This window comes from Corallococcus sp. NCSPR001 (assembly GCF_017309135.1).
In the GTDB taxonomy this organism is placed as follows: domain Bacteria; phylum Myxococcota; class Myxococcia; order Myxococcales; family Myxococcaceae; genus Corallococcus.
In genome coordinates this window covers 9,102,764-9,126,925 of record NZ_JAFIMS010000002.1, presented here as the reverse complement: position 1 = coordinate 9,126,925, position 24,162 = coordinate 9,102,764, and the positions used below count along the sequence as shown (strand labels likewise).

Here is a 24,162-nt window from a genome sequence, read left to right as displayed (position 1 = left end):
GTTGGACGGGGCCTGGGAAAAATCAGCAGGGCCGCGAATCCATCTGGCCCGTGGCCGCCTCTTAGCTGGCGAACGGGGATTTTCCCCGTCGCACGAGGCAGGTCCCATGAGCTTGGCCACCCCTCCCGACGCGCTGTTGCTCGCGGCCCATGCTGGTGACCGGGACGCGATGGTGCACCTGCTCCAGCTCCAGCAGCCGAACCTCCGGCGCTACGCGCAGAAGCGCTGCCTCATCAGCGACGTGGACGACGCGGTCCAGGAGGCCCTGCTGGTGATGTCCCGCCACCTGTCCGCCGTGCGCCAGCTGAAGTCGTTCTCCGGGTGGATGTTCCGCATCGTCCAGCGCGAGTGCCGCCGCCTGGCCCGCACGGTGCTGAAGAACGACCCCTACGAGGAGGCGCTCGTGGACCAGTGGATGTCCGCGCACACGCCGGACTCGCTGCGGCTGGACATGGCGTCCGCGCTGGAGTCGCTGCCGCCGCAATACCTGGAGGTCGTCGTGCTGCGCGACTTCGAGTCGCTCTCCATCCGCGAGATGGCCGGGCGCCTGTCGTTGGAGCCGGCGGCGGTGAAGAGCCGCCTGCACCGCGCCCGCGTGATGATCCGCGAATACCTGCTGGCCTGAAGCTCAATCCCTCTCATCTGGAGTCCTGTCATGGCGAACCCCCTGTCCGTTCTGGGCATCATCCACACGCTCGTGAGCGTGCCTCCCATCGTCTTCGGCGTCTGGGCCTTCGCGCGCGACGGGCGCATCGACCCGGGGACGCGCGTCGGCAAGGCGTATGTCGCCAGCATGGTGACGTCGGTGGTGACGTCGTTCGGCCTGTCCAGCACGGGCGGCTTCAACCCGGGCCACGCGCTGGGGCTCGTGGCGCTGCTGCTCATGGCGGTGGGCGCGGCGGCGCCGGGCCTGGGCGTGTTCGGCCGCGCCACGGAATACGTGCGGACCCTCACGTACTCCGCCAGCTTCATGGTCCTGCTGGTCCCGGGCATCAACGAGACGCTGACCCGGCTGCCCGCGGACAAGCCCCTGGCGGACAGCCCCCAGTCCCCCATGGTGCAGGCGGCCCTGGCGACGCTGCTGGGCCTGTTCCTCTGCGGCGCCACGTACCAGGTGCTGCGGCTGCGCGCTCGGACGTACGGCCATGTAGGCGGGCTGCCGAACCGCTGAAAAGCGCGGGGCGTGTCGATTCGTGGAGCCCTGAATCGACGTGGATGTAGAAGGCCCGCGATTTTCACCTGAACGGAGCACGCCATGGACGCCACCCTCTCCTCCACCCCCCCCGGGGTGGACACCTCCCCGAAGAAGAAGTCACTCGCCCGCTTCCTGCCGACGGGGGCCCGCGTGTTCATGGGGCTGGTGTTCTTCGTCTTCGGGCTGAACGGGTTCCTGGAGTTCATTCCCATGCCCAAGGACCTGGACCCGGCGGATCCGGCGGTGGCCTTCGGCATCGCGATGAAGGCGACGGGCTTCCTGTTCGCGCTGGTGAAGGGCACGGAGACGGTGGTGGGCCTGCTGCTGCTGGCCAACCGCTTCGTCCCGCTGGCGCTGGCGCTCATCGCGCCGGTCATCGTGAACATCTTCCTGACGCACGCCTTCCTCGCGCCGTCGGGCCTGGGGCTGGCGGTGATGCTCCTGGCGGCGGAAATCTTCCTGGCCTGGTCCTACCGGGCGGCGTACCGCCCGATGCTGGCCATGAAGGTCAATCCAGGCTCTTGAGGTCGACTTCCCCAGCCGCGCCCAGATGTCCCCCGCGTTCCGCGCCTTCCTCGACGTGGCCCGCGAGGTGACGGCCGAACGGCCCTGAGGCGTCAGTCGCGCGGCGGGCCGCGGCGGCGGTCCACCACGCCCGTGGTGACGGGCAGCTCCGCGGACTCCTCGCTCTGGGCGCGCAGGCTCATGGACCTGGTGCTCTCCGCGGGCAGCCCCGCCCAGGTCCGCAGCCGCTCCAGCGCCACGGCCTGCTCCGCCGCCGGCAGGCCCGTGATGCGGGAGCCATGGTTGCCGCCCGGCTGGAAGAACCGGTACGAGTCATTGCGCGCGCTCACGCTGAACGCGCCCGTGGACCAGGGGTCGTTCTCTCCGTAGACGAGCAGGATGCGCTCGCCGAACGCCTTCACCCAGCCCTCCACGATGGGCATCACGAAGGGGTTGAAGGGATACGGCCGCATGTCGAACGGCACGAGCGCCCGCGGGTCGTAGCCCCGGGGGTAGTGCAGGACGCCGCTCAGGTGGGCCTCGTCGGACGCGTAGCTGCCCAGCTGCGTGCCGGCCTGGAAGTCATAGGGCGCGTAGTAGTTCAGGTCCCCGTCGCTCATGTACGAGAGCCCCACCACCCAGTCCATGAAGTCCACCAGCCCCTGCGCGGGGCCGCCCGGCGGCGGAATCTGCTCACACAGCGACGCGTCGCCGTACTGCCAGAAGGCGAAGGCGAACTCGAGCGTGCTGAACTCCAGCGCCTTGTCCACGCCCAGGAAGTCGTAGGTGCTGCCGTAATACGCCGAGGCCGTCGCCTGGAAGAGCGGCGACACCTCCGCGCGCCGCTCCAGCACCTCGCGCTGGAAGCCGCGGATGCTCTCACGGCACTCGGGCGTGCCCAGCTTGCCCAGGAACCTCACGTAGCGCGGGTCCTGCGTGCCGTAGCTGTTGGGCGCCACGTAGGCCACGGTGGCGTCCACGTCGCGCGGGAAGAACGCCCGGTGGTAGAGCGACGTCATGCCGCCCTTGCTGCCGCCGGTGCTGATCCACTTGCCCGGGAAGAGCGGCTTGAAGGCCTGGACGATGCGGTGGTGGTCCGCCGCCGCCTGCTCGATGCTGAGCAGCCGCCAGTTCGCGGGCTGCGGGATGGAGGGCCCGAAGAAGCGGTGCTCCACCTGCAACTGGTTGCCCTGCAACAGGAAGGCGGGCTCCGTCTGTCCGGGGGACGTGCTGATGCCATAGCCCGTGCTGGCCAGCACCATGGGCGCCTCCGCGTTGCGGAAGACCAGCGTCATCCGCTGCTGGAAGCGCGTGCCATTCGGGTGCAGGTGGTCCGCCGGCTGGTCATAGGCCAGCACGAAGGTGCGCACGCCCGACGGGGTCGGCGGCCGCTCCAGCAGCACCGTGATGCCGGGGATCGCCTGCAATTGCGCGAGGATGTCCGGCGCCGCGTCCTGTGTCTGGGATTGCGCCTGGACCTCCGGCGCGCTCGGGGCGATGGACTCCGGGGGAAGCTCGCTGCCGCCGCAGGCCTGGAGCCCCAACGCCAGAGCACACGCCAGCACCGCGGGACGACCGAAGAAACGTGACATGGGTGAAACCCTCCTTGTGAGAAAGACAGAACGAACATGCCGTTCCTGTATTTCCGGAAGAAGGACTTCCCAGGTGCCGTGGACGTAAGGTCATGCGCCATGAACGTCTATGAGATTCGCGGAGCCTTCGGGTTGGACAACCTGGTGCGCGCGGAGCGGCCGGACCCCGTGCCCGGGCCCTTCCAGGTGCGTGTGCGGGTGAAGGCCACGAGCCTCAACTCGCGCGACCTGATGATGGTGGAGGGCCGCTACAACCCGCGCCAGAAGCTGCCGCTGGTGCCCAACTCGGACGGCGCGGGCGTGGTGGACGCGGTGGGCCCGGCCGTCACCCGCGTGAAGCCAGGCGACCGGGTGATGACGCTGTTCGCGCAGGGCTGGCAGGCCGGTGAGCCGACGAAGGCCATCACCGCCACCACGCTGGGTGGGCCGCTGGATGGCGCGCTCGCGGACACGATGCTCCTGCACGAGGACGGCGTGGTTCCCACGCCCGCGTACCTCACCGACGAGGAGGCCGCCACGCTGCCGTGCGCGGCGGTGACGGCGTGGAGCGCGCTCGTCACGCAAGGAGCGCTCAAGGCCGGGGACACGGTGCTGGTGCAGGGCACGGGCGGCGTGTCCATCTTCGCGCTCCAGATTGCCCGGCTGTTCGGCGCGCACGTCATCGTCACCTCCAGCCGCGACGACAAGCTGGAGCGGGCCCTGAAGCTGGGCGCGCACGAGGGCATCAACTACGTCACCACGCCGGACTGGGAGAAGGCGGCGCGCACGCTCACAGGCGGCGTGGGCGTGGACCACGTGGTGGAGGTGGGCGGCTCGGGCACCTTCGAGAAGTCACTCAAGGCGCTGCGCGTGGGCGGCACCGTGTCCGTCATCGGCGTGCTGTCCGGCGGGGCGGGCACCGTGTCCCTGGTCCCCATCCTGATGCAGAACCTGCGCGTGCAGGGCGTGTTCGTGGGGCACCGTCAGTCCTTCGAGGCGCTGACGCGCGCGTTCACGCTCCATGACGTCCACCCGGTGGTGGACCGCGTGTTCCCCTTCACGGAAGCGCGCGCCGCCTTCGAGCACATGAAGCAGGGCGCGCACTTCGGGAAGATCGTCATCAAGGTGAGCTGACCCACGCGAAGTGGAAGTGGGCCTCCACCGTGGCCGTGGCGGTGCCCTTGGGCAGGGGCGGGAAGGGCGCCGCCTTCTTCACCGCGGCGAGCGCGGCGGCGTCCCAGGCCCTGGCGCCGGACTCCGTGAGGATGGCGGTGGAGACCAGCTTGCCGTCCTTGTCGAGCACGGCCTGGACGATGGTCTTCTTGCCCAGGGCCGGCGTGCCCTTGGGACCCGGCTGCTTCCAGGCCTTCGCCACGCGTTGGAAGGCCTGCTGCTGATAGGTGGGGCTGTCCACCGAGCCCTGGAAGTACGTCTGGAGCTGGGGACTGCCGCTCGCGGCCAGGGCCCCGGAAGCGAGGGCCAGCGCGAGCACCACCACGGCGGTTTTCGGGATGCGGAGCATGGGCCGAATATAGGGCCCGCTCAGCTCCTCGGCTGGGGGCCCCGGGGCGGCAGGGGCTTCGTTTCGGGGGGCTTGCCAGCGCCCTTCTCCGGCAGCCAGGACAGGTCGTACACCGCCGCGTCGCCCGCGGCGCGCATCAGCACCACGGAGGCGCCGTGGGCGCCGCTCATCTCCAGGCCGGCGGAGAAGAGGCCCCGGTAGAAGCCGGCGATCACCACCGGGCGGCAGGTGAGCACGTAGCGCGTGGGCCCCGTCTGCTCCAGCCGCGCCTCCAGGTAGTTGGTGCCGGTGCGCAGGTTGCGCGTCATCCGCTCCAGCATCCGGTGCGGCCCCAGCAGCCGCACGCCCGCGAGCAGCGCGCTGCCGATGAGCGTGGCCCCGTAGCCCTCCAGGAAGCGCCGGCCCACCACCTCCGCGCCGTCATCCAGCGTGGCCTCGGGCGCGAGCACGGACGACGCCAGCTTCAGCGACTCCACCCACACCTCCAGCGGATAGGCCACCGCCAGCTTTCCGCGAGGATCGATGCCCACGTCGCGCAGCTGCCGCGCGCATGGCTCGTCCAGGTGGTCACCCAGGGCGCGAATCAGCCCTTCGAAGCTCTGCTGGAAGACGAGGCGTTCGGGGGTCGTCGGCATGCCCTTCCACGCTACCCGTGTGAGCGGGGCCGCCTCAACCCGCCAGGTTCCCAGGACTCAAGAACATGACGCGGAGTGTCCGAAAACGCAGTGCAGCAGAGGCGCCGACGGGTCGGCCGACGCGGTTCGACGCGTCGCAACGGGGGGCGGGGTGGGTGCGATAGGGTCCCGGGTCATGCCGCACGACCCCCTCGCCGACATCTCCACGGCCGCGATGCAGGAGCGCGGCGCCTCCGGGGGAACGCCCCGCACGGTCCCCGCGCTGACGGTGGTGTCCCACCCGGTGCCCCGGCGCGTGGGGGAGCGGGTGCTGCTGGAGGCGGTGGCGGCGGGGCGGACGGTGTCCGTGTCCCGCGGCGCGCCGGACTTCGCCAGGCCGGGCAGCGCGCTGGGGCTGCCGCTGGCGGATCCCTTCGTGAGCCGCAAGCCGCTGGAGCTCTCCGCCCTGCCGGCCGGAGGCGTGCGGCTGACGGCGCCGGAGGACGGCACGCACGTGGTCGCGGCGGGCGTCCCGCTCCAGGGCTCCAGGGACTTCGGGCCGGCGGAGTTGAAGGACGGCGTGGCGCTGGAGCTGTCAGGCCGGGTGGTGCTGCTGCTGCACACGGTGGAGCTGGACGGCGCTGGCGCGGCGGACACGCAGGGCATGGTGGGGGAGAGCGTGGGCCTGCGGCGGCTGCGCGGGCACATCGAGCGGGTGGCGGACCTGGACGTGTCGGTGCTCATCCGGGGCGAGACGGGCACGGGCAAGGAGCTGGTGGCGCAGGCCATCCACCGGCTGTCACCGCGCAGGGAGGGGCGCTTCGTCAGCGTCAACCTGGGGGCCATCCCCAAGGAGCTGGCGGCGGCGGAGCTGTTCGGTTCGCGCAAGGGGGCGTACTCCGGGGCCACGCAGGACCGCGAGGGCTTCTTCCGCGCCGCGCACGGGGGCTCGCTGTTCCTGGATGAAGTGGGCGAGGCGCCGCCGGAGGTGCAGGTGATGCTCCTGCGCGTGCTGGAGACAGGCGAGCTGTACCCCGTGGGCGCGAGCCAGCCGGTGCGGGTGGACGTGCGGCTCATCGCCGCGACGGACGCGCACCTGGAGGAGCAGATCCGCGACGGGCGCTTCAAGGCGCCGCTGCTGCACCGGCTGGCGGGCTACGACCTGCGCGTGCCCGCGCTGCGCGAGCGGCGTGAGGACGTGGGCCGGCTGTTCTTCCACTTCGCGCGCGAGGAGCTGGCGGCCCTGGGCGAGGCGGCGCGGCTGGACTCGGAGGATCCGCACGCGGAGCCGTGGCTGCCCGCGCCGCTGGCGTCGAGGCTGGTGCGCGCGGCGTGGCCGGGCAACATCCGGCAGCTGCGCAACCTCACGCGGCAGCTGGTGATTGGGAGCCGGGGGCAGGCGCGGCTCCAGGCGGACTCACAGCTGGATGAGCTGCTGGGAGTGTCCATGGCCGCCGTGGCTCCGGTTCGAGGAGAAGCGGCTCCGGAGGCGGCAGTGCCCCGGCGCAAGCCTTCGCAGGTGACGGAGGCGGAGCTGCTGACCGCGCTGCGCGCGAACGCGTGGGACCTGAAGGCCACGGCGGACGCGTTGGGCATTCCGCGCCCGTCCGTCTACGACCTCATCGAGCGCAGCCCGAACCTGCGCACCGCCGGAGACCTGGGCGCGGAGGAAATCACCCGCTGCTTCGAGGCCTGCGGCGGCGACCTGGACGCGATGGCGCGCACGCTGGAGGTGTCGAAGCGCGCGCTGGGGCGGCGGTTGAAGGAGCTGGGGCTCACGGCGAAGGCTCCGTGAGCGTGGCACGCTTGATGCTGAGTCGCGTCGTCCGTCCTCATCCCCTGGAGGGTTTCCCCATGCGAAGCCGCGTTCTCTATTCCCTGTGCATCTCCGGACTGCTCCTGGCCTGTGCCCGCGGTGCCCGTTCCACCCCCTCTTCCTCCGAAGTGTCGTTCGACAGCGAACCGGTGCAGCCCTGCACGGAGCACTCGAAAGCTCCCATGGGGGAGAAACACGTGATCCTCACCGAGGAGTCCGGCGCGCCGCACTTCAGCAGCACGAAGGTGACGGTGCATGCCGGGAAGACGGTGTACTTCGTGTCCAAGGTGAATCAGGACCAGTGCATCGGCCTGGCGGACGGCGGGATCCTGGCCAACGGTGGGATTCTCCTGGCGGACGGCGGCATCGTGAGTGGGGACGATAACCCGCTCCGGGTGCCGGCCTGCCAGGTCGCCTTCTGGACCTTGAAATCCACGGACACGAAGGGGCCGCCGGTGGACTGGTGGTCCTGCCCGAGTGACGGCGGCTGCTCCGGGTGCACGCAGCCCAAGGTCATCGCGGAGACCATCAAAGGCACGCTGGAGGTCACCAGCGGCGTCGGGCCCTGACGCGGGCCACCCGTCAGGGCTTGCGAGCCCTGGCGGTCTTCGCGGATTTGCGTGGCGGCTCGGCCGGAGTCACGGGGCCGGTGCTCGCGGTGACGGCCCGGAGCTCATCGAGTCCGAGCTGGATGTGCCGTGAGAGGTCCTGCGCCTTCGGGTCATCGAGCCAGCGCTCAAAGGCGACCTTGAAGACGGCGATGCCTGCTTCGGCGGCCAGGCTCGCAGTGGGCTCGGTGACGCCGCGCCTTCGCAGGGCCTCCGCGGAGGCCGAGGCAAGGGATGCCAGCTTGATCAGCTCGCGCTCCCGGAGCTCCGCGTTGGCGACGAGGAGCGCCTGGCGCGCGCGGGAACGCTCACGGCTGTCCTTGAAGATGGGGGCCATGGCCTCCAGCGCTGCGGCGACCGCGTCGAGCGGCGAGGCCCCCACGGGCGCGCCCGCGATGGCGGTGGCAATGAGGTCATGGAACGCGTCCGAGCGTCCGAACAGGACCTCCTTCTTGTCCGCGAAGTAGCGGAAGAAGGTCCGCTCCGTGAGCCCCGCGCGCGCGGCGATCTCCTCCACCGTCGTCCGGTCGTACCCGTTCTCCTGGAACAGGGTCATCGCGGCCTGTGCGAGCCGGTCTCGTGCGTTGGGTTCCCAGCGTCCCATGCGCTGGAGTCTAACCTGATTGCAGTCACTGACATCACCTGTTATGCCTGATGTCAGCAGCTGACATCAAGGGGCATTTCCATGCGCGTATTCGTGACGGGTGCGTCTGGTTTCATTGGTTCGGCGGTGGTTCCGGAACTGTTGGGGGCGGGGCATCAGGTGGTGGGGCTCGCCCGCTCGGACGCTTCATCCCGGGCCCTGGAGGCGGCGGGGGCCCAGGTGCATCGCGGTTCGCTGGATGACCCGGACAGCCTGCGCGCCGGGGCGGCGAAGGCGGACGGGGTCATCCACCTGGCGTTCATCCACGACTTCTCCAACTACGAGGCTTCGATGCGCGCCGACACGCGTGCCATCGAGCTGATGGGCGCGGAGCTCGCGGGCTCGCAGCGGCCCCTCGTCATCGCCTCCGGGATTTTCAACCTCGCGCGGGGGCGCGCCTCCTTGGAGGCCGACGCGGCGGCGTCACAGGGGCGCGGCCTGTCGGAGGACGTGATGCTGGCGCTGGCGTCACGCGGCGTGCGCTCGGCCATCGTGCGGCTGCCGCCTTCGGTCCACGGCAAGGGGGACCATGGCTTCGTGCCGCACCTCATCACCTCCGCGCGGAAGAACGGCGTGTCCGTCTACGTGGGGGATGGGGCGCACCGCTGGTCCTCGGTGCACCGGTCCGACGCGGCCCGGCTCTTCCGGCTCGCGCTGGAGCGAGCCCCCGCGGGTTCGAGGCTCCACGCCGTCGCTGACGAGGGCGTGCCCACGCGGGACATCGCGAACGTCATTGGCCGACGGTTGGGATTGCCAGTCGTGTCGAAGGCGCCAGAAGAAGCGGGCCACTTCCTGGGCGTCCTGGGCATGTTCTTCGGGCGTGATGCATCCGCGTCCAGCGCCTTCACGCGCGAACAGCTCGGCTGGCGTCCCGAAGGGCCCGGGCTCCTGGCGGACCTGGACGACGCGCACTACTTCGCGGACGACGCTGGCGCGCTGATGAAGTGAGCGTTGGGTCCGCGGGCCTGCCGCTATTCCGGCGGCAGCTTCGCGAGTGCGCGACGCAGCGCCTCACGCAGGCTGCTCGCGTCCTGCCAGTGAGGGCGCGCGGTGAGCACTGCTTCGGTCAGTGACAGTCCCTGCTGAAGGTGGGCGCGTGCTTCCGAACCGGAAACAGCCGCGCCCCATTCGCGAAGGAACGCGCCGTAGGCCAGGCGCGGATCCAGGTTCTCCGGATCCAGCTCCAAGGCCTTCTGGAAGTCGCTCGCCGCGGCCTGGAAGGCCGTCGGGTTCCGTCGGGCCTGGAGCGCACGCACTTCGCCGCGCCAGCGCCAGGCCTGCGGCAGCGACGGGTTGAGCTTCAGCGCTCGCTCCAGTGCCTCCGTGGCCTGCATGAGCGCGGGACCCGGGTCCTTCCCGTGCTTCAGCGCGTCCACGGCCACGGTGTGGTGCACCTGGCCCAGGTTGGCCCACGGCTCCGCGAGCCCGGGCAGCAGCGAGGTGGCCTGCTGGAGCGCTGCCTGGGCTTCCTTCGCGCTCACGGTGGGATCCTCGCCCCGCAGCAGGCGCCAGGTCGCGCGCCACATGCGCACCTCGCCCAGGTTGTTGTGCGCGAAGCCCACCTTGGGCGCGATGGCGATGGCCTGGAGGAAGGCCTGCTCCGCCTGGTCCAACAGCGGCTCCGGCGAGTCCCCCCGGTCCCACGCCTCGCGGGCCTGGTCGAGAAGGATGGTGCCCACGCCGTTCTGGAGCGGCGGCAGCTTCGCGTTGATGGCGATGCCCCGCCGGTAGGCCTCCAACGCGCGGGCAAGTCCTGGCCCTGCGTCACCGCCGTGGTCTCGCAAGCGCAGGGCGAGCGAGCGGTGCACCTCCGCCAGGTAGAACCACGCGACGACGTGGCCCGGGTCGAGCGTGCTCGCGCGCTCCAGCGCCGTCCTCGCCTCCTCCAGGTCCGCGTCCTTCGACGGTGCACGTGGATGATTCGCGCGGTTCACGTAGGCCGTGCCCAGGTTGATCCACGCATCCAGCCGCTTCGCGTCCATCGACAGTGCCTGCCGGTAGGACGCGATGGCCCGCTGCCGGAAGGGCAGCGAATCCCCACCGCGCCCGTCCTCCGAATCCGCCCACACCTTGAAGACGAGCCCCAGGTCCAGGTGGAAGTCGTGGTCGCGCGCGGACTCGGGGATGGCGTCGAAGGCGGCGACGGCGGCCTGGAGCTGTTCGCGCGGATCCTCGTTCCGGTCCTGCCGGTAGCGGGCCCACTGCCACCAGGCCATCGCCAGCACGTGTTGTGCCTCCACCTTCCCCGGAGCAAGCCGCAGCGCCTCCTTCGCCGCGCCGAGCGCTCGCACGAGCAGCGGCTCCACGTCGCCTCCGCTGCTGAGGTTCGCCTGGGCCAGGCGCCGGTGCAGCCGGGCCTCCAACATCCAGGTGTCCGCTTCATCCGGAGCCACCGTGCGCGCGCGTGACACGGCCTCCATGCCGCGCGTGAAAGCGGGCAGCACGTCGCCCTTGCCGGACAGCTCCATCAGCACGGCCTCCTGCTCCAGCTCCGCCCGCGCGCGGTGCACGGCGGACACGCTGCGGCCGATGTCCGCCGCGGCCTCATAGGCCCGGCGTCCGGCCTCCAGGTCGTCCCGGGCCGCGTCGCGTTCACTCGCCAGGGAATGGCGCACGGCGCGAGCGAGCAGCACGTCGCCCCGGAGCAGGGGCGCTTCGTGGAACCACGGCAGCCGCGTGCCCAGCGTGTCCAGCGACTTCAGCGCGTCCTCGAAGCGCTCCTGATGGAAGGCACGGAGGGCCTCCGCGTATTCGGGCGCGGTCACCTCCGCGCCCCGGCCCTGCTCCAGGAAGGCCAGCGCCGGGTCACGGGAGTGCGTCCACGCTTCGCGCCGCTTCGCCTCGCGGCTGGCCGCGTCCGGGATGCGGTCCGCCTCCAACCGCTCACGCTGGTAGCGGTGGCCCAGCACCCGCGCGAGCGCATACGCCACGCGAGGCTCGCGGAAGTCCTTCGCCCAGGCGGCCTCCAGATGCCTGAGCGCGGCCTCCTCGTCCCCCAGCGCGAGGAACCCGCGCCCCAGCGCGTAATGGCCCGGGCCCTCCGCGACGGGCCCGGCGTCTCGCATGGACGCTTCGATGTCGCGCATGCGGGCCCGCATCGCCTCCCGGTCCGGCCGCGTGTCGTGCAGGGGCGCCTGGCCGGAGTAGCGGGCCTGGGCCTCGATGCGTTCAACGCCTTCGGTGAAGCGCCGGGTCAGGGCCTCGCGGCGAGACACCTCCCGCCGGGCCATCACGCCCTGACCCACGGCGCCCGTCACGGCGAGCCCGGTGATGCTCGCGACGACGACGGCGACCCGGTGGCGGGCCACCCACTTGCGCACGCGGTACGCGGGGCCGGTGCGCGCGAGGACCCGTTCTCCTTCGAGGAACCGGGTGAGGTCGTCCGCCAGCGCTCGCGCGGATCCGTAGCGCCGGGAGCGGTCCTTCTCCAGGCACTTGAGGACGATGGCCTCCAGGTCCGCCGGAATCGCCGCGTCCAGCTCACGCGGACGGCGAGGCTCCTGCGTGGCGATGCGCCCGAGCACCTCCAATCCATTGGCACCCGTGACAGGCGGTTGGCCGGTGAGCAGGTGATACAGCGTGGCGCCCAGGCTGTAGATGTCCGCGCGCCGGTCCAGCCGGGTGACCTCGCCCCGGGCCTGTTCAGGGGCCATGTACTGGGGCGTGCCCAGCACGGTGCCGGTCGCGGTGGCGGCGTCTTCACTGCTCCAGTCACGCGCCAGACCGAAGTCCATGACGTAGGGGCGCAGGGCGCCGTCCTCGCCGCGCTCCACGAGGATGTTGGAGGGCTTGAGGTCGCGGTGCACGAGCCCGGCCAGATGGGCCGCGTGCACGCCCAGCGTGGCGTCGCGAAGCACGAGCGCCTTCTGCTCCACGGACAGCGTGCCGGCGAGCGTGTGCAGCGGCGCCCCCGGGATGTACTGCATGGCGATGTACGCGCGGCCCTGGACCTCACCGACCTCGTACACGCGGCAGACGCGCTCGTGGTCCACGCGGGCCTGGGCGCGGGCCTCGGAGATGAAGCGGCGGGACAGCTCCGGGTCCTCGTCGCGAACGAACTTCAGCGCCACGTCGCGGTGCAGCCGCAGGTCCCGGGCCAGGAAGACGCGGCCCATGCCGCCCTGGCCCAGGAAGCGCAGGGGCCGGTAGAGCGTCCAGTGCGGCACCGGGAACGCGGGCCCGTCCACCGTGGCCGGCGCCGCGCCCGGAGACAGCGTGTCGTCCGCGGTGCCCGGCGGGGAAGCCAACTCCAGGTTCCGGCGCAGCGACACGAGCGAGTCCGCGGTGAGCCGCCCGCGCTCCACGAGGAGCTGCAACGGGGACACGCCACGCCGCGCCGCCTCCTCGCGCAGGGGGTCCACGTCCTCGCGGGAGAGCAGCCCCTCGGCCAGGGCTATGCGCAGCTCCGCTTCGTTCGCCTCAAACAAGCCAAGACACTCCTGCGCAGGGAGATGTATGCATCCCTGTTACTCCCTTCACTTTCTTGCACACCCATTTCCGAGCACAAAGGAATGAGGCGTTTTTTATGTGCAATGGCATGTTGCGCCGGGTTTTGTTTGTGTGTGGGCGCAACTCCGTGTGAAAAGCGAGAAATCGTGTTGTAAGTTATTTGTTCCGCTCGACGGCAGCCGCTCTGTCGATGGCTGCTTGAGTCGACAGAGCTTTTAGTTCAGGGTCAGTGGAGTCATTGGAGTGCTGGATGACCTCATCGTAGATGGCGATGCTTTCGGTGATTTGCCCGTTTCTGAATAGGCCTGTCCCCTTGGTGTAGAGAACTTTCGCAGTCGTTAGTTTCGTTTGTGGATCTGTGCTATTGCCGAATCGCTGAAGATAATCATTGCAGGTGGATATGCAGTTTTGTTGATCGCCGCTCTGGGTGAATGCGAGCGCCTTGTTGCCCATCGTGAGAGCCAAAAGTATGTCAAATCTTGAGTTCTCGGTGGTGTTTATTTGAGCGATGAGGTTGTTGTATTTTTCGATGCATCCGGGATGGTTGTTGGCCTGGAGGCAATAACCGCTTCGGAAGAGGGCGAGGATAACTGCTTCTTTTACGTCTGGATTCGTGGCGTGTTCAAATCGACTCACTACCTCGTCGTAGATGATGGTTGCATCTGTGCGGTTGCCACTCTCTTCGATTGCGGCGCCCTTTTGAAATAGCACGCCGGCAATTCTATTTTTGATGTTTGGATCTTCGTTGTTGTTGAATTTCTCAAGAAATTCGTCGTACGCGGCAATGGCCTCTGTGTATTGTTTGGCTTCGGAAAGAGCCCTTCCTTTGTTGAAGAGAGCCTGGGCGGCTCGCTCCCTTAGTGATGGTTCGGAGGTCTTGCTTAGTTTTTGTATCACATCGTTATATGTTGCGATGGCGTCTGCGGTTTTGTTTGCGGACCTTTGTGCGTTTCCTTTGCTGTTTTTTGCCAGCCCCCATCGTGTATTCCAGTGGAGGTCCGCAGGCTCTGTACGACTGAGGGCTGTCTCGCAAAGACGTATCCATATGTCGGCGCAGTCTAGTAGGACTTCGGAGTTCTCGCGTCGCGTTTTGGTGTCTGCTGCAAGAGTGCCTCGACAGATTGCTTCAAGGGCGCTGTCTAGATCTGAGATTTGAGATTTGAGTAGTTTTTCTATGTTGATGCTTTTTGCTAGAGTCGCGGCGTCTGTGTACGCAGCTCGGCGAACCGCTCCGCTAACCTCCAAGAGAAGTTTTGCCTGTTGAGCTGCTGCTGGATTTTGCTCGGATTCTCGCCTGACCAAGTCTGCGCCGTCTTTGACTCGGCGGATTACCGATTTGATTAGATAGGTGTCGTCTTCATCTGATTCGTCAGGTGAAACGAGGGCTGTGAGGAATTTCTCGAAAAAGTCTAGTGGGTCTTTTGTGAGTTCTGGCTCTTCGAGTTGTAGTTCTCTCACGAGAGCGTCGAAAACTTGTCGGGCAGGAAGAGTATTTTTTTGTGGTTTAGTGTTGGCTGCGCCACTTGCTGGGGAGTCGGCTGCGTCAGCCGCTTGCGAGAGCGCTCCAGGGATAATGTTTCGAGGTGGACTGCCTTTGACTTGTGGCACGTTGCCTGGGACTACGAATCGAACATTTTCGTGTTCAGTAAGCCAGGGTGGAAGTCTTGTTGGTTCCGCTTGATCGAAGCAAAACCAATAGAGATTGTGTCGTAGAGGCTCTTGTCGAAGACGCCGTCGGAGTGCCGTCATTACGACATCTTTCTCCCAGCCAGAGTAGCCAATCACGAGCGGGGAGCGATGAGAGAGTATCCGATCGAGCAGGTGGCGCATGCTGTCGTTGCTGTCTTGGTCGTCTGCAGCTCTGAGCTCAATCTCTCCGTTTAGATTGCAACAGTCGTAAAACCAGTGGGTTCCATGTACATGAACGATCTGGGGGTCGTTCCGTTCGGCATCGATGCGCCGAGTTGTTTTGGGATGGTCGCAAACGATAACATCGCGCCTGAAAAGGCGTAGTGCCTTGGATAGAAGTTCATCGAAGTTCGTTGTGACGACGAGGTTGGCTATCTTGCCCGAACTTACTAGGTGAGCTAGTCGTAAATTGGCAGCCGAAATGTGTGCTGATTTGATTTGGTAGTGAAGAAATGCTCGCCTTTGCTCTGCGTGTGGATATGCGGCCTGGAACAATCCCGCATATCTATCCATGGCTGCTCCCTCAATGCTGGGGGGCTGTTCGCCGCGCGCTTGGATTGCTGAGATGCACTTCTCTTCAATCTCCTTTGCGAGGGGAATCGATGGGTGGGAAATTCCAGCTCCAACAATAAAAAAGTATGGGGGTGGCGGCGGGTCAGTGTGCCAGGGTAGCTTGTGGGTGGCGTTGACAATTTCTCGCACTGCTTCTGATAGATTTGTTAGTCGTGGCGGCATTGGGTTGGATTGATTTATTTGTGGATGGTTGGTGTTGAGCTGTTGTGAGTCAAGACGTAGGCTAAGGGCCTTGGCGATGAGCTGAAATATAATGCCGGTCGATGAAGTCTAGAAGCTTCCGACTTGCGGTGTCCGGCCGCCCGTTCCCAAGATGCGCGGCATGAGCTCCATGTGGGTCCTGGAAACGCCGCAGCCGCCGCCGGACGCGCGCATCGCCTACGGCGAAGCCCCGCAGCAGTTCACCGAGCTGCGCAAACCCAAGGGCAAGGGCCCGCACCCCGTGGTCCTCTTCGTCCACGGCGGCTTCTGGCGCGCCGAGTACGGCCTGGAGCACGCGGGCCACCTGTGCGCGGACCTGACGAAGCGCGGCTTCGCGACGTGGAGCCTGGAGTACCGGCGCGTGGGCCAGGACGGCGGCGGCTTCCCAGGCACCCTGGAGGACGTGGCCTCCGCGGCGGACCACCTGATGAGCGCGGCTCCGTCATTGGGGCTGGACCTCTCCCACGTGGTGGCCATGGGCCACTCCGCGGGTGGACACCTGGCCATGTGGCTGGCCGCGCGGCACCGCCTCCCGCCCAAGCATCCGCTCTACCGTGACGCCCCGCTGAAGCTGAAGGGCGTGGTGTCCCTGGCCGGCGTGCTGGACCTGGCGCAGGGCGCGGCGTTGGACCTGGGCAACGGCATCGTGAAGACCTTCATGGGCGGCACCCCGGAGCAGGTCCCGGAGCGCTACGCCGTGGCGTCCCCCGCCGCGCTCCAGCCCCTGAAGCTGCCGCAGGTCCTCCTCCACGGCACCGAGGACGACACCGTCCCCCTCAAGGTCAGCGAAGGCTTCCACGCCCGGGGCGTCCAGCAGAAGGACCCCGTCCACCTGGTGCCACTCAAAGGCGCGGGCCACTTCGAGCTCATCGACCCGCGCTCCAAGGAGTGGCCGCGCGTGGTCCAGGCCGTGAAGAACCTGCGCTGAGCAGCCAGGCAGCCGGGCCCACCGTTCCCCGCTCGGATGGGGAACCGGGGGGAGCACCTTGCGCCCGTTCGCGCACACGGATGCGCACCCTGTCCTTCGGTCCGGGAGGACGGGAGGAGCACACCTCATGGCGACAATGGACGTGATGCGTGGGCCGGGGATGGAGCGGCTGTCGCGTGGTGCGAAGGAGGCCGCGAACCACCCGTGGGCGAAGAAGCTGGGACGCATGGGCTACGTGGCCAAGGGCTGCGTCTACGCCATCATCGGCGTGCTCGCGCTGAAGCTCGCGGCGGGCGAGGGCGGACGTGCCACGGACAGTCACGGCGCCGTCGCCACCGTGGCGCACGGGCCCTTTGGCATCGCGCTGCTGTCGCTGCTGGCCGTGGGCCTGGTCGGCTACGTCATCTGGCGCTTCGCGCAGGCGTTCGCGGACACGGAGGACAAGGGCTCGGACGCGAAGGGCATCGCCGCGCGCGCCATGTACTTCATCAGCGGCGTCATCTACGGCTCGCTGGCGCTGTTCGCCGTGAAGACCGTGGTGGGCGCGTCACAGGGCAGGGGCAAGGGCACCCAGGGCTGGACGGCGACGCTGATGGAGCAGCCCTTCGGCCGCGTCCTGGTGGTGCTGGTGGGGCTGGGCATCATCGGCTTCGCGGTGAAGCAGTTCCACACGGCGTGGAAGGCGAAGTTCCGGGAGAAGCTCTCGCTCACGGGCCTGGCGGCGGCGCATCAGCACCGGGTGGAGCGCGTGTGCCAGTTCGGCATCGCCGCGCGCGGCGTGGTGTTCACCGTCATCGGCGGCTTCCTGGTGCTCGCGGGCGTGGACGCGAACCCGGGTGAGGCCAAGGGCCTGGGAGAGGCCCTGGCCGTCGTCGCCCGCCAACCCGCGGGCGACGTGCTGCTGGGAGTGGTGGCGGCGGGCCTGGTGGCCTACGCCGCCTACCTGTTCCTCCAGGCGCGCTACCGCGAGCTCTAGAAGAGGTTCCAGAGGTACTGGTTGGTCACCTCGTGGTGGAACTGGATCTCCGCGTCCTTCACGCGGGTGCCCAACTGCTTGGGGCAGCGGTCCGCGGAGGCCACCTTCAGCTCCGCGTACTTGCTCTGCACCTGCTCACCCAGCGTCTGCGCGACGAACTGGCTGCCCTTGAAGAAGCGCACCGCGTCGTAGATGTTGTCCGGCAGGAAGCGCGTGCGGCTGCGCTTGGTCTCCGCGTCCTCCTGCGGCTGCGGACCCTCCAGGCCGGTCTTCAGCAGCGTGAAGAGCACCATGTACGGGTTCGCGTCCGGCGCCACCGAACGGCACTCGACGCGCGCGCTGCGCTCGTTGCCGAACGGGATGCGCACCATGGCGCCGCGGTTGTTCGCGGAGGCCTTGATCTGGTTGGGCGCCTCGTAGTGCGGATCCAGGCGGCGGTACGAGTTCACGCTGGAGTTGAGGACCAGGCAGATGTCGTTCGCGTTGGTGAGGATGCGGTCGATGAACTCCCAGCCCATGGACGACAGGCCGTCCTGGCCGGCCTTGTCGTAGAACAGGTTCTTGCCGCCCTTGGACAGCGACATGTTGATGTGCATGCCGTTGCCGTTCACGCCCGTGACGGGCTTGGGCAGGAAGCTGGCCGTCAGCCCCTGCTGCGCGGCCACCTGGCGGCACAGCAGCTTGTAGAGCTGGATCTGGTCGGCGGCGACCAGCGCCTCGCTGTAGGAGAAGTTCATCTCGAACTGCGAGGGCGCCACCTCCGGGTGGTCCTTCTCGTTCTCGAAGCCCATGGCGCGCTGCGCTTCCGCGGCCTTGTCGATGAAGGTGCGCAGCCCGTCTCCCGGCAGCGCGTGGTAGTAGCCGCCGATGGAGATGAACTCGAACTTGCCCTCTTCGTGGTAGTGGCGCTCGGCGTCACGGTTCTTGAAGAGGAAGCCTTCGATTTCCGGCGCCGCGTGGAACACGGTGCCGTCCTTCTGGAACAGCTGCTCGGTGGCGCGCTTGAGCTGGCCGCGCATGTCCGAGTGGTACGGCGTGCCGTCGCGCTCCAGCACCTCGCAGAACGCGAGCACCTTGCCGGGGCCGAAGATGTCCGACGGCAGCCAGTAGAACGCGCTCCAGTCCACGTTCAGGCGCAGGTCGCTCTCCGCCTGCGCGGAGAAGCCGCGGATGGAGGAGCCGTCGAAGGTGAGGTTGTCCGCGCTCTTGAGGAGGAACTTCTTGTCGTAGTCCAGCATGTGCAGCCGACCTTCCAGGTCGGTGAAGCACACGGTGACGGCCTTGATGCGCTTCTCGTCGGTCAGGTACTTGATCCGCTCCTCGCGAACCTTGTCCGGCGACTCGCGCTTGATGCGCTGGCGCTTCACCTTGAGGTTGAGTTCCTCCAGCTCGTCGTAGGGAATCTCCAGGAAGTCCCGCAGCGGCTTCTGCTCCATGGTCCTGCCTCCAGGCGTGTCCCCGGTTCCGGAGTACCGGCGGGGACATCAAAATCACGGACGCAGGTATTTACATTCCGAAACGCGAAATCAAGCCTAATTTCGGCGGACTGAAGGCTAAAGGTCGTGTTGGGGCGCGCACGAACGCTCGAACGTCAAGGGACGGGGTGTCTGACGCCCCCGCCAGTGGACACTGCGCGCCGCGCTGCGTTGGCCGCGTGTCCGCATTCGGACGCCCGGCTCAAGGGAGGGGGACGAGCCCCTGCTCGGGCAGGGCGGTGCCGGCGGGCCAGAGCACGTACGCGGCCCCCCGGGAGTGCTGCCAGGCGCGCCACAGCTCCGCGCGGGGGTAGGTGGTGTGGGTGGTTTCGTTGGAGCCGAAAGCAGGGTCGTTGACGACGACGTCGCCGGTGCCGGTGAAGCCCTTCACGACGATGAGGTGGCCGTCGGTGCGGCGGGCGGCGCCGCCGGGGAGCTCGCCGGGTTCGTAGGCGATGCTGATGCTGACGGGGATGCCGGCGGCGATGAGGCGCTCCACGGGGGCGAACGAGTCGAAGCGGGCGACGAGCCCGTGCAGGGCGCCGTTGGACATGCTGGAGGCGTAGGCGGTGTTGAAGGCCCAGTTGCCGGTGCCCTTGTAGATCCAGTCATAGGTGTGGGCGGCGGCGGTGGGCACGGGGTGCTCCAGGTCCGCGCGGCCCAGCTTCCGGCTCCAGTAGCCGAGCAGCATGGTGGTGGACGTGGGGGAGCACCAGACCTCGCCGCCGTCGGGGTAGATCATCTGCGAGTAGCCCGGCACGTCGAGCACGGTGCCCCACCCGGTGCGGTCCGACGTGGCGTCCTCGGGCTTGAGGCGCGTGTCGGTGACGGCGGCGGCGAGCGCGCGGACGCGGGGGCTTGCGTCCGCGCGTTCGGAGAAGAGGTGGACGGTGACGCGCAGGGCGTCCGCGCGGCGCTTGAGGTTGAGGGTGTCGGTGAGGACGTTGCCGTCGGCGTCGCCCTGGCCGTCCACGCTGTGGCGCGCGACGGTGGCGGTGTCGAAGGCCCAGACGCCCAGTTCGTAGTCCTTCGTCCAGGAGCCTTCGATGCGGGCGGAGACCGTGAGCTTCACCCAGGTGCCGGGAGGCGTCTGGGCGTCGAAGGAGGGCACCACGCTGTCGAAGCCGCCGGGGACGGACTGGACTTCAGAGGTGGCGGTGCCGACGCGGAAGGTGCCGCCATTGTAGAAGCTGCCGCCGTCGAGCCAGCCGCCCGCGGGGAACGGGTCGGTGCCGTCCTTGGCGGTGGCGGGGTCCAGCTCCAGCGCGCCGTCGGCGGTGACGCGCGTGCCGTCACGGGCGAAGCGCGCGAGGTCGCCCGCCACGGACGTCTTCTGCCACAGGCGCGCGGGCGAGCCTGCTTCCTGGGGGGCATCCGAGGACGGTGACGGCGGCGAGGAGGCGCAGGCCCAGATGCAGGTGGCCAGCAGGACGGCGGAGAGGACACGAGCGCGGGCGTTCACGCGCTCGATTGTCGCAAACGCCTGTGACGTGCCTCAAGGTGGATTCCTGGAAAGTCCGGCCGGGCGGACAGATGCCGGTCAAGCGCTGGAATGACAGACGCGGTTGCTAGAGCGCCGTGCGCGACCCCGCGGTGCGGCATCACGCTCCGTGTCCATGCGCATGCTCAAGGACTTGAATGAATTTGTTGAGGAGCAATCCGCGGCTGAAGGGCCTCCCGCTCAAGCGGAGCCGCGGGCCTGGCGCGAACGTTTCCGCATGGCCCGGGAGCTGGCCATGCGGCGGAAGAGGCGAGGGCAGAGCCTCAGAGACTCATGAGAAGAAGTGGCTCACGCCCAGAGGTCCTGCTCCAGCGTGTCCAGCAGCGCCAGGGCTGCCTCCGGCGTGGGCATGCCCGCCATCGTGATGACGCTCGCGTCGAGCGCCACCGCGACGTCCTCGCGCAGGGCCGCCACCGCGCGCTTCTGGGCCTCGCGCAGCGTCGCGCGCTCCTCCTCGGACAGGCGCGGCCGGGCCCACTGGTCGATGTCCCATGACAGGGCCGCGTGCCGCGTCTCGTCCTCCGCGATGCGGACCATGGCTTCGCGCACCTCCAGGTCCCGCGCGTGCAGTGCCTGGTGGTGCGCGAGCAGCGCGCCGTACGTCTCGCGCACGCAGCCCTCCACCGCGTTCTCCAGCGCCACGTCCATCAGGGAGCGCGGAGGCAGCTCCTCCACCACTGGACGCTGGGACGTGCCACCGAAGCGGTGCGCGAGCCGCTCCGTCACCCGGGCGTGCTGGACCTCCTCCATGGCGCTCCTTCGCGCCGCGTCCTGGAGGCCCACGTCCGCGCCGTGCAATGCCAGCTCATCCCGCAGCCGCAGGAACGCGTGCACCGACGCCGCCTCCAGGTGCGCCGCGTTCGCGAAGTAGCGGCCCAGCGCCTCCGGGCTCTCGCAGGCCTCCGCGACCTGGAGCCCCACCGGCCGCCGGCCGATGTTGCAGTTGGGGTCTCCCTTCTCCAGGACGCGCTTCTCCTCTTCCTGGAGCTCGCCGGAAGCGGAGACCCGCACCACGTGCTGCGTCAGCTCCGTGCCCGGCCCGCAGGCGTAGCCCTTCGTCCCGATGACGTTGAAGCTGCCATCCGCGTTCTTCTTCACCGCGCCGTACTTCAGCTCGGAGCAGCTCACGCTGTAGCCCGCGGCGAAGGTCTTGAGCACCGCCTCCTGCTCCGTGTCGATGGTGCCCAGAACCTCCTGGAGCTCCGCCAGCGTCGAGTGCGTCTTCACCTCGTTACCCCGGGTCGTCACCAGGTAGGCCTCGCTGCAGAAGTCCACGCAGACGTGGTGGAAGCCGGAGGCGACGTTCGCGTCCTCCAGCGCGGCCGTGCACGCGGGGACGTCCGTGGCCGTCGCGCAGGGCTCGCCGGCGGAGCTGACGTTGACGTAGGAGGTGGGCGGCTGGCCGCCGTTGGAATTGCTGTAGCGCAGCTGCACGAAGTCCTGCTCTGGCGTCAGCGTCAGGTCGCTGACGGCCAGCCCCTGAACCGAGCACGCGACCTCCGAGTAGTCCTTCAGGTCCACGCTGCCCTCCGTGCCGTCACAGCCCGCCAGCACCAGCGGTGTGGCGAGCGAGGCGTGCAGGGCCCGCGAGAAGAGACGGCGCAGTCGATGGATGTTCAAGGGAGGCTCCTGGAAGGGAAGTGTCTCCGGGGCCCTGAGCAATGCGGATGCCAGGGCGTCTTCCCTGGGAAGCGCCCCTGGGAAGGCCGGAATGGACTCGGAAAGTTGAGGGAGGCAGGACCCGGACGCCTTACTGGCTGTCGGGGCAGACCGAGTCTCCCTCCTCCAGGATGCGCGTCTCCAGCTTCTGGACCGTGCCGGACGCGGTCACCTTCAGCACGTACTGCGTCAGCTTCGTGCCCGGTCCGCAAGCGTAGCCATTCGTCCCGATGACATTGAAGCTCCCATCCGCGTTCCTCTTCACCGCCCCTTGCTCCTTGTTCCCGCAGACGAAGGAGTAGCTGGATGCGAAGGCCTGGAGCACCGCCTCCTGCTCCGTGTCGATGGTGCCCAGCAACTGCTGGAGCGCTGCCTGCGACGCATACGTCTTCACCTCGTCACCCCGGGTCGTCACCAGGAAGTGCTGGCGGCATTCGCGAGTGCAGTTGTAGTGGAAGCCGGTGGTGACGGTCGCGTCCTCCAGCGCGGTCTCACACGCGGGGACGTCCGTGGCCGTCGCGCAAGGCTGGCCGGAGGAACTCAGGCTGACAAAAGGGATGTGCTCCGAGTCTCCACGGGTGTCGGGGTCGAAGGAGCGCAGCTGCACGAAGTCCGGTGCCGGCGTCAGCTTCAGGTCGCTGACGGAGATGCCCTGGTCCGTGCACGCGATCTCCGAGTAGCCCGTCAGGTCCACACTGCCTTCCGGTCCACCACAGCCAGCCAGCATCAGGGGCAGGGCGATCGAGAAGAGACGACGCGGTCGATGCATGTTCAAGGGAAGCTCCTGGGCAGGAAGTGTGTCCAGGACCCCTGAGCAATGCGGATGCCAGGGCCGCTTCCCTGTGAAGGTCCCCTCCCGCGCTGCTTGGGGAGCTGAGAAGGACTTGGAAAGTTGAGGGGGGCGAGGCCTAGGCGCCGCGCTTCCGGGCCCGGCCGCGAGGCGCGCGCGGCCGTTCGATGAGCACGGCCAGCCCGTCCAGGATGCGCTCCAGGCCAAAGGCATACGCATGGTCCGGGGCGTACGCGGCGCCATGGGCCTTGCCCGCGGCGGAGCCCACCCGGGACGCGGTGGGGTAGCGCTCCGGGTCGGACATGCGCGTGAGCAGGGGCGCGTTCGCCTTCCACCAGGAGTCATCGCTCATCTGGGACTCGAGCCGCGCGGCGCGCTGGTCCAGGCTCGCCCGGGCGGAGGACTCCACGAAGCCCAGCACGAACGTCAACGCCGCGTCCTGCGCCACGTCGTCCAGGCCCACGCCTTCGAGCGCCTGGAGCTCGTACTCGTATTTGGCCATCTGCCCCGGCCCCAGGGGCGGGCGCGTGGTGGACACGTCGGCGAGCCAGGGGTGCTGGGTGAACAGGGCCCGGTTGTCGTGCGCCACGGCCTCCAGCCGCGCGCGCCAGTCCCGGCCCTTCGGCTTTCGCCGGGCCATGCCCGCGTAGAGCGTGTCGAGCATCACGTCGATGAGCTCCGCCCGCCCGGGCACATAGGTGTAGAGCGCCATGGGCGCGATGCCGAGCTTCCCCGCGAGCGCCCGCATCGTCACCGCGTCCAGCCCTTGCGCGTCCGCCAGCGCCACCGCCGCTTCGACGACGGCGGTGACGGTGAGCGCCTGCTTCGGCCCCCGCTTGCCCTGGGAGGGGAGGGAGTCCCGCCACAGCAGCTCCAGCGTCCGGGTGGGGTCTCCCATGCTGCTGCGATGCGATGCCATGCGCCGGATTCTTCCAACGCCGCGACCTTGACGCGCAACTGCGTACGACGTACGTAGATTGGGTCTCTTGGAATCCGTGAGGAGGGCCGTTCATGCGAGTCACCGCTTCCGCCGTGTCCCTGAATGTCGATGACGTGGAGGCCTCCGCCTCCTTCCTGAAGCGCCACTTCGGCTTCACGGAGGCGATGGCCGCGGACGGCTTCGTGTCCCTGGCCCGGCCCGACGTGGGCTTCAACGTCATCTACCTGCGCACGGGGCTGAAGACGCTCAAGCCGGAGTCCCTGAAGACGCGCCGGGCGGAGGGGCTCATCGTCGCGTTCGTCGTGGAGGACATCGACGCGGAGTACGCACGCATCCAGGCGGAGGGCGTGAAGGTCCTGACGCCCATCGAGACAGAGGAGTGGGGCGAGCGCTACTTCCAGGTCGCCGACGCGAACGGCGTCATCATCCAGCTCGTTCAGTGGATGCACACGCCGGGCACCACGGCCTGAGGGGTCGTCCGTCCTGGGTTCCGGAGTCGACCTGGAGG

General features: G+C 68.4%; 21 protein-coding genes. 10 read left to right on the top strand and 11 right to left on the bottom strand.

Translation table 11 applies throughout. The features are described from left to right. The first annotated feature begins 106 nt into the window (after positions 1–106). From JYJ93_RS38680 to JYJ93_RS38670, 3 genes are all read left to right on the top strand, one after another. Positions 107–625 (top strand): sigma-70 family RNA polymerase sigma factor, encoded by a 519-nt coding sequence (locus tag JYJ93_RS38680; protein WP_206799790.1) that lies wholly within the window; start codon positions 107–109, stop codon positions 623–625. 30 nt (positions 626–655) lie between these two features. After that, positions 656–1,171 carry a hypothetical protein gene (locus tag JYJ93_RS38675; RefSeq protein ID WP_206799789.1) on the top strand — a complete coding sequence of 172 codons (516 nt, stop codon included), beginning with the start codon at positions 656–658 and terminating at the stop codon, positions 1,169–1,171. An 84-nt stretch (positions 1,172–1,255) separates the two neighbouring features. Then, positions 1,256–1,720 (top strand): DoxX family membrane protein, encoded by a 465-nt coding sequence (locus JYJ93_RS38670; protein ID WP_206799788.1) that lies wholly within the window; start codon positions 1,256–1,258, stop codon positions 1,718–1,720. A 92-nt stretch (positions 1,721–1,812) separates the two neighbouring features. Here the strand turns inward: JYJ93_RS38670 and JYJ93_RS38665 are convergent, their stop codons facing one another. Next, entirely contained in the window at positions 1,813–3,291 is a 1,479-nt protein-coding gene (locus tag JYJ93_RS38665; protein ID WP_206799787.1) for a S28 family serine protease, read from the bottom strand. 99 nt (positions 3,292–3,390) lie between these two features. On the opposite strand from JYJ93_RS38665, the gene JYJ93_RS38660 reads away from it, so the two are divergent. Then, positions 3,391–4,404 (top strand): NAD(P)-dependent alcohol dehydrogenase, encoded by a 1,014-nt coding sequence (locus JYJ93_RS38660; RefSeq protein ID WP_206800700.1) that lies wholly within the window; start codon positions 3,391–3,393, stop codon positions 4,402–4,404. On the opposite strand, the gene JYJ93_RS38655 is transcribed toward JYJ93_RS38660, so the two are convergent. Beyond that, a complete protein-coding gene (locus JYJ93_RS38655) occupies positions 4,391–4,792 on the bottom strand; it encodes a TonB family protein (protein WP_206799786.1) in 402 nt (133 codons plus the stop codon). The two genes, JYJ93_RS38660 and JYJ93_RS38655, sit on opposite strands and share 14 nt — an antisense overlap. A 20-nt stretch (positions 4,793–4,812) precedes the next feature. After that, a complete protein-coding gene (locus JYJ93_RS38650; protein ID WP_206799785.1) occupies positions 4,813–5,427 on the bottom strand; it encodes a DUF2378 family protein in 615 nt (204 codons plus the stop codon). Between the two features lie 175 nt (positions 5,428–5,602). On the opposite strand from JYJ93_RS38650, the gene JYJ93_RS38645 reads away from it, so the two are divergent. Both JYJ93_RS38645 and JYJ93_RS38640 read left to right on the top strand, forming a co-directional pair. Next, on the top strand, positions 5,603–7,201 hold the full coding sequence (locus tag JYJ93_RS38645; RefSeq protein WP_206799784.1) for a sigma 54-interacting transcriptional regulator: 1,599 nt from the start codon (positions 5,603–5,605) through the stop codon (positions 7,199–7,201). A 59-nt stretch (positions 7,202–7,260) separates the two neighbouring features. After that, positions 7,261–7,791, top strand: a complete 531-nt coding sequence (locus JYJ93_RS38640; protein WP_206799783.1) for a hypothetical protein — start codon at positions 7,261–7,263, stop codon at positions 7,789–7,791. 13 nt (positions 7,792–7,804) lie between these two features. Here the strand turns inward: JYJ93_RS38640 and JYJ93_RS38635 are convergent, their stop codons facing one another. Next, positions 7,805–8,434 carry a TetR family transcriptional regulator gene (locus tag JYJ93_RS38635; RefSeq protein WP_206799781.1) on the bottom strand — a complete coding sequence of 210 codons (630 nt, stop codon included), beginning with the start codon at positions 8,432–8,434 and terminating at the stop codon, positions 7,805–7,807. 81 nt (positions 8,435–8,515) lie between these two features. On the opposite strand from JYJ93_RS38635, the gene JYJ93_RS38630 reads away from it, so the two are divergent. Continuing rightward, entirely contained in the window at positions 8,516–9,421 is a 906-nt protein-coding gene (locus JYJ93_RS38630) for an SDR family oxidoreductase (protein WP_206799779.1), read from the top strand. Between the two features lie 23 nt (positions 9,422–9,444). Here the strand turns inward: JYJ93_RS38630 and JYJ93_RS38625 are convergent, their stop codons facing one another. Further along, entirely contained in the window at positions 9,445–12,900 is a 3,456-nt protein-coding gene (locus JYJ93_RS38625; protein WP_242544096.1) for a serine/threonine-protein kinase, read from the bottom strand. A 178-nt stretch (positions 12,901–13,078) separates the two neighbouring features. Next, complete coding sequence (locus JYJ93_RS38620; protein WP_206799777.1) at positions 13,079–15,313, bottom strand: SIR2 family protein; 2,235 nt, start codon at positions 15,311–15,313, stop codon at positions 13,079–13,081. Between the two features lie 193 nt (positions 15,314–15,506). Here JYJ93_RS38620 and JYJ93_RS38615 point away from each other — a divergent pair, with 193 nt between their 5' ends. Together JYJ93_RS38615 and JYJ93_RS38610 are read left to right on the top strand one after the other, a co-directional pair. Next, the gene (locus JYJ93_RS38615) at positions 15,507–16,313 is read left to right on the top strand and encodes an alpha/beta hydrolase (RefSeq protein WP_206799775.1); all 807 of its coding nucleotides are present in this window, start codon (positions 15,507–15,509) and stop codon (positions 16,311–16,313) included. Positions 16,314–16,440: 127 nt separating this feature from the next. Continuing rightward, the gene (locus JYJ93_RS38610; RefSeq protein ID WP_206799774.1) at positions 16,441–17,289 is read left to right on the top strand and encodes a DUF1206 domain-containing protein; all 849 of its coding nucleotides are present in this window, start codon (positions 16,441–16,443) and stop codon (positions 17,287–17,289) included. Here the strand turns inward: JYJ93_RS38610 and JYJ93_RS38605 are convergent. From JYJ93_RS38605 to JYJ93_RS38585, 5 genes are all read right to left on the bottom strand, one after another. After that, positions 17,286–18,725, bottom strand: coding sequence for a glutamine synthetase family protein (locus JYJ93_RS38605; protein WP_206799773.1), 1,440 nt, complete (start codon positions 18,723–18,725; stop codon positions 17,286–17,288). The genes JYJ93_RS38610 and JYJ93_RS38605 overlap by 4 nt on opposite strands. Before the next feature lie 241 nt (positions 18,726–18,966). Beyond that, positions 18,967–20,226, bottom strand: coding sequence for a C39 family peptidase (locus tag JYJ93_RS38600; RefSeq protein ID WP_206799772.1), 1,260 nt, complete (start codon positions 20,224–20,226; stop codon positions 18,967–18,969). Positions 20,227–20,553: 327 nt separating this feature from the next. Beyond that, positions 20,554–21,885, bottom strand: coding sequence for a ferritin-like domain-containing protein (locus JYJ93_RS38595; protein WP_206799771.1), 1,332 nt, complete (start codon positions 21,883–21,885; stop codon positions 20,554–20,556). Between the two features lie 130 nt (positions 21,886–22,015). Continuing rightward, positions 22,016–22,693, bottom strand: a complete 678-nt coding sequence (locus JYJ93_RS38590; protein WP_242544095.1) for a hypothetical protein — start codon at positions 22,691–22,693, stop codon at positions 22,016–22,018. A gap of 139 nt (positions 22,694–22,832) precedes the next feature. Further along, a complete protein-coding gene (locus tag JYJ93_RS38585) occupies positions 22,833–23,633 on the bottom strand; it encodes a TetR/AcrR family transcriptional regulator C-terminal domain-containing protein (protein ID WP_242544094.1) in 801 nt (266 codons plus the stop codon). Between the two features lie 92 nt (positions 23,634–23,725). Between JYJ93_RS38585 and JYJ93_RS38580 the strand changes: the two genes are divergently transcribed. Further along, positions 23,726–24,124, top strand: coding sequence for a VOC family protein (locus JYJ93_RS38580; protein ID WP_206799769.1), 399 nt, complete (start codon positions 23,726–23,728; stop codon positions 24,122–24,124). Positions 24,125–24,162: the final 38 nt, after the last annotated feature.

Coding starts and splice junctions, on each gene's coding strand:
- JYJ93_RS38650 (WP_206799785.1), bottom strand. CDS start 5,427: ATGCCGACGACCCCCGAACGCCTCGTCTTCCAGCAGAGCTTCGAAGGG.
- JYJ93_RS38640 (WP_206799783.1), top strand. CDS start 7,261: ATGCGAAGCCGCGTTCTCTATTCCCTGTGCATCTCCGGACTGCTCCTG.
- JYJ93_RS38655 (WP_206799786.1), bottom strand. CDS start 4,792: ATGCTCCGCATCCCGAAAACCGCCGTGGTGGTGCTCGCGCTGGCCCTC.
- JYJ93_RS38615 (WP_206799775.1), top strand. CDS start 15,507: ATGAGCTCCATGTGGGTCCTGGAAACGCCGCAGCCGCCGCCGGACGCG.
- JYJ93_RS38630 (WP_206799779.1), top strand. CDS start 8,516: ATGCGCGTATTCGTGACGGGTGCGTCTGGTTTCATTGGTTCGGCGGTG.
- JYJ93_RS38675 (WP_206799789.1), top strand. CDS start 656: ATGGCGAACCCCCTGTCCGTTCTGGGCATCATCCACACGCTCGTGAGC.
- JYJ93_RS38660 (WP_206800700.1), top strand. CDS start 3,391: ATGAACGTCTATGAGATTCGCGGAGCCTTCGGGTTGGACAACCTGGTG.
- JYJ93_RS38645 (WP_206799784.1), top strand. CDS start 5,603: ATGCCGCACGACCCCCTCGCCGACATCTCCACGGCCGCGATGCAGGAG.
- JYJ93_RS38585 (WP_242544094.1), bottom strand. CDS start 23,633: ATGGCATCGCATCGCAGCAGCATGGGAGACCCCACCCGGACGCTGGAG.
- JYJ93_RS38635 (WP_206799781.1), bottom strand. CDS start 8,434: ATGGGACGCTGGGAACCCAACGCACGAGACCGGCTCGCACAGGCCGCG.
- JYJ93_RS38610 (WP_206799774.1), top strand. CDS start 16,441: ATGGCGACAATGGACGTGATGCGTGGGCCGGGGATGGAGCGGCTGTCG.
- JYJ93_RS38670 (WP_206799788.1), top strand. CDS start 1,256: ATGGACGCCACCCTCTCCTCCACCCCCCCCGGGGTGGACACCTCCCCG.
- JYJ93_RS38680 (WP_206799790.1), top strand. CDS start 107: ATGAGCTTGGCCACCCCTCCCGACGCGCTGTTGCTCGCGGCCCATGCT.
- JYJ93_RS38605 (WP_206799773.1), bottom strand. CDS start 18,725: ATGGAGCAGAAGCCGCTGCGGGACTTCCTGGAGATTCCCTACGACGAG.
- JYJ93_RS38590 (WP_242544095.1), bottom strand. CDS start 22,693: ATGCATCGACCGCGTCGTCTCTTCTCGATCGCCCTGCCCCTGATGCTG.
- JYJ93_RS38580 (WP_206799769.1), top strand. CDS start 23,726: ATGCGAGTCACCGCTTCCGCCGTGTCCCTGAATGTCGATGACGTGGAG.
- JYJ93_RS38665 (WP_206799787.1), bottom strand. CDS start 3,291: ATGTCACGTTTCTTCGGTCGTCCCGCGGTGCTGGCGTGTGCTCTGGCG.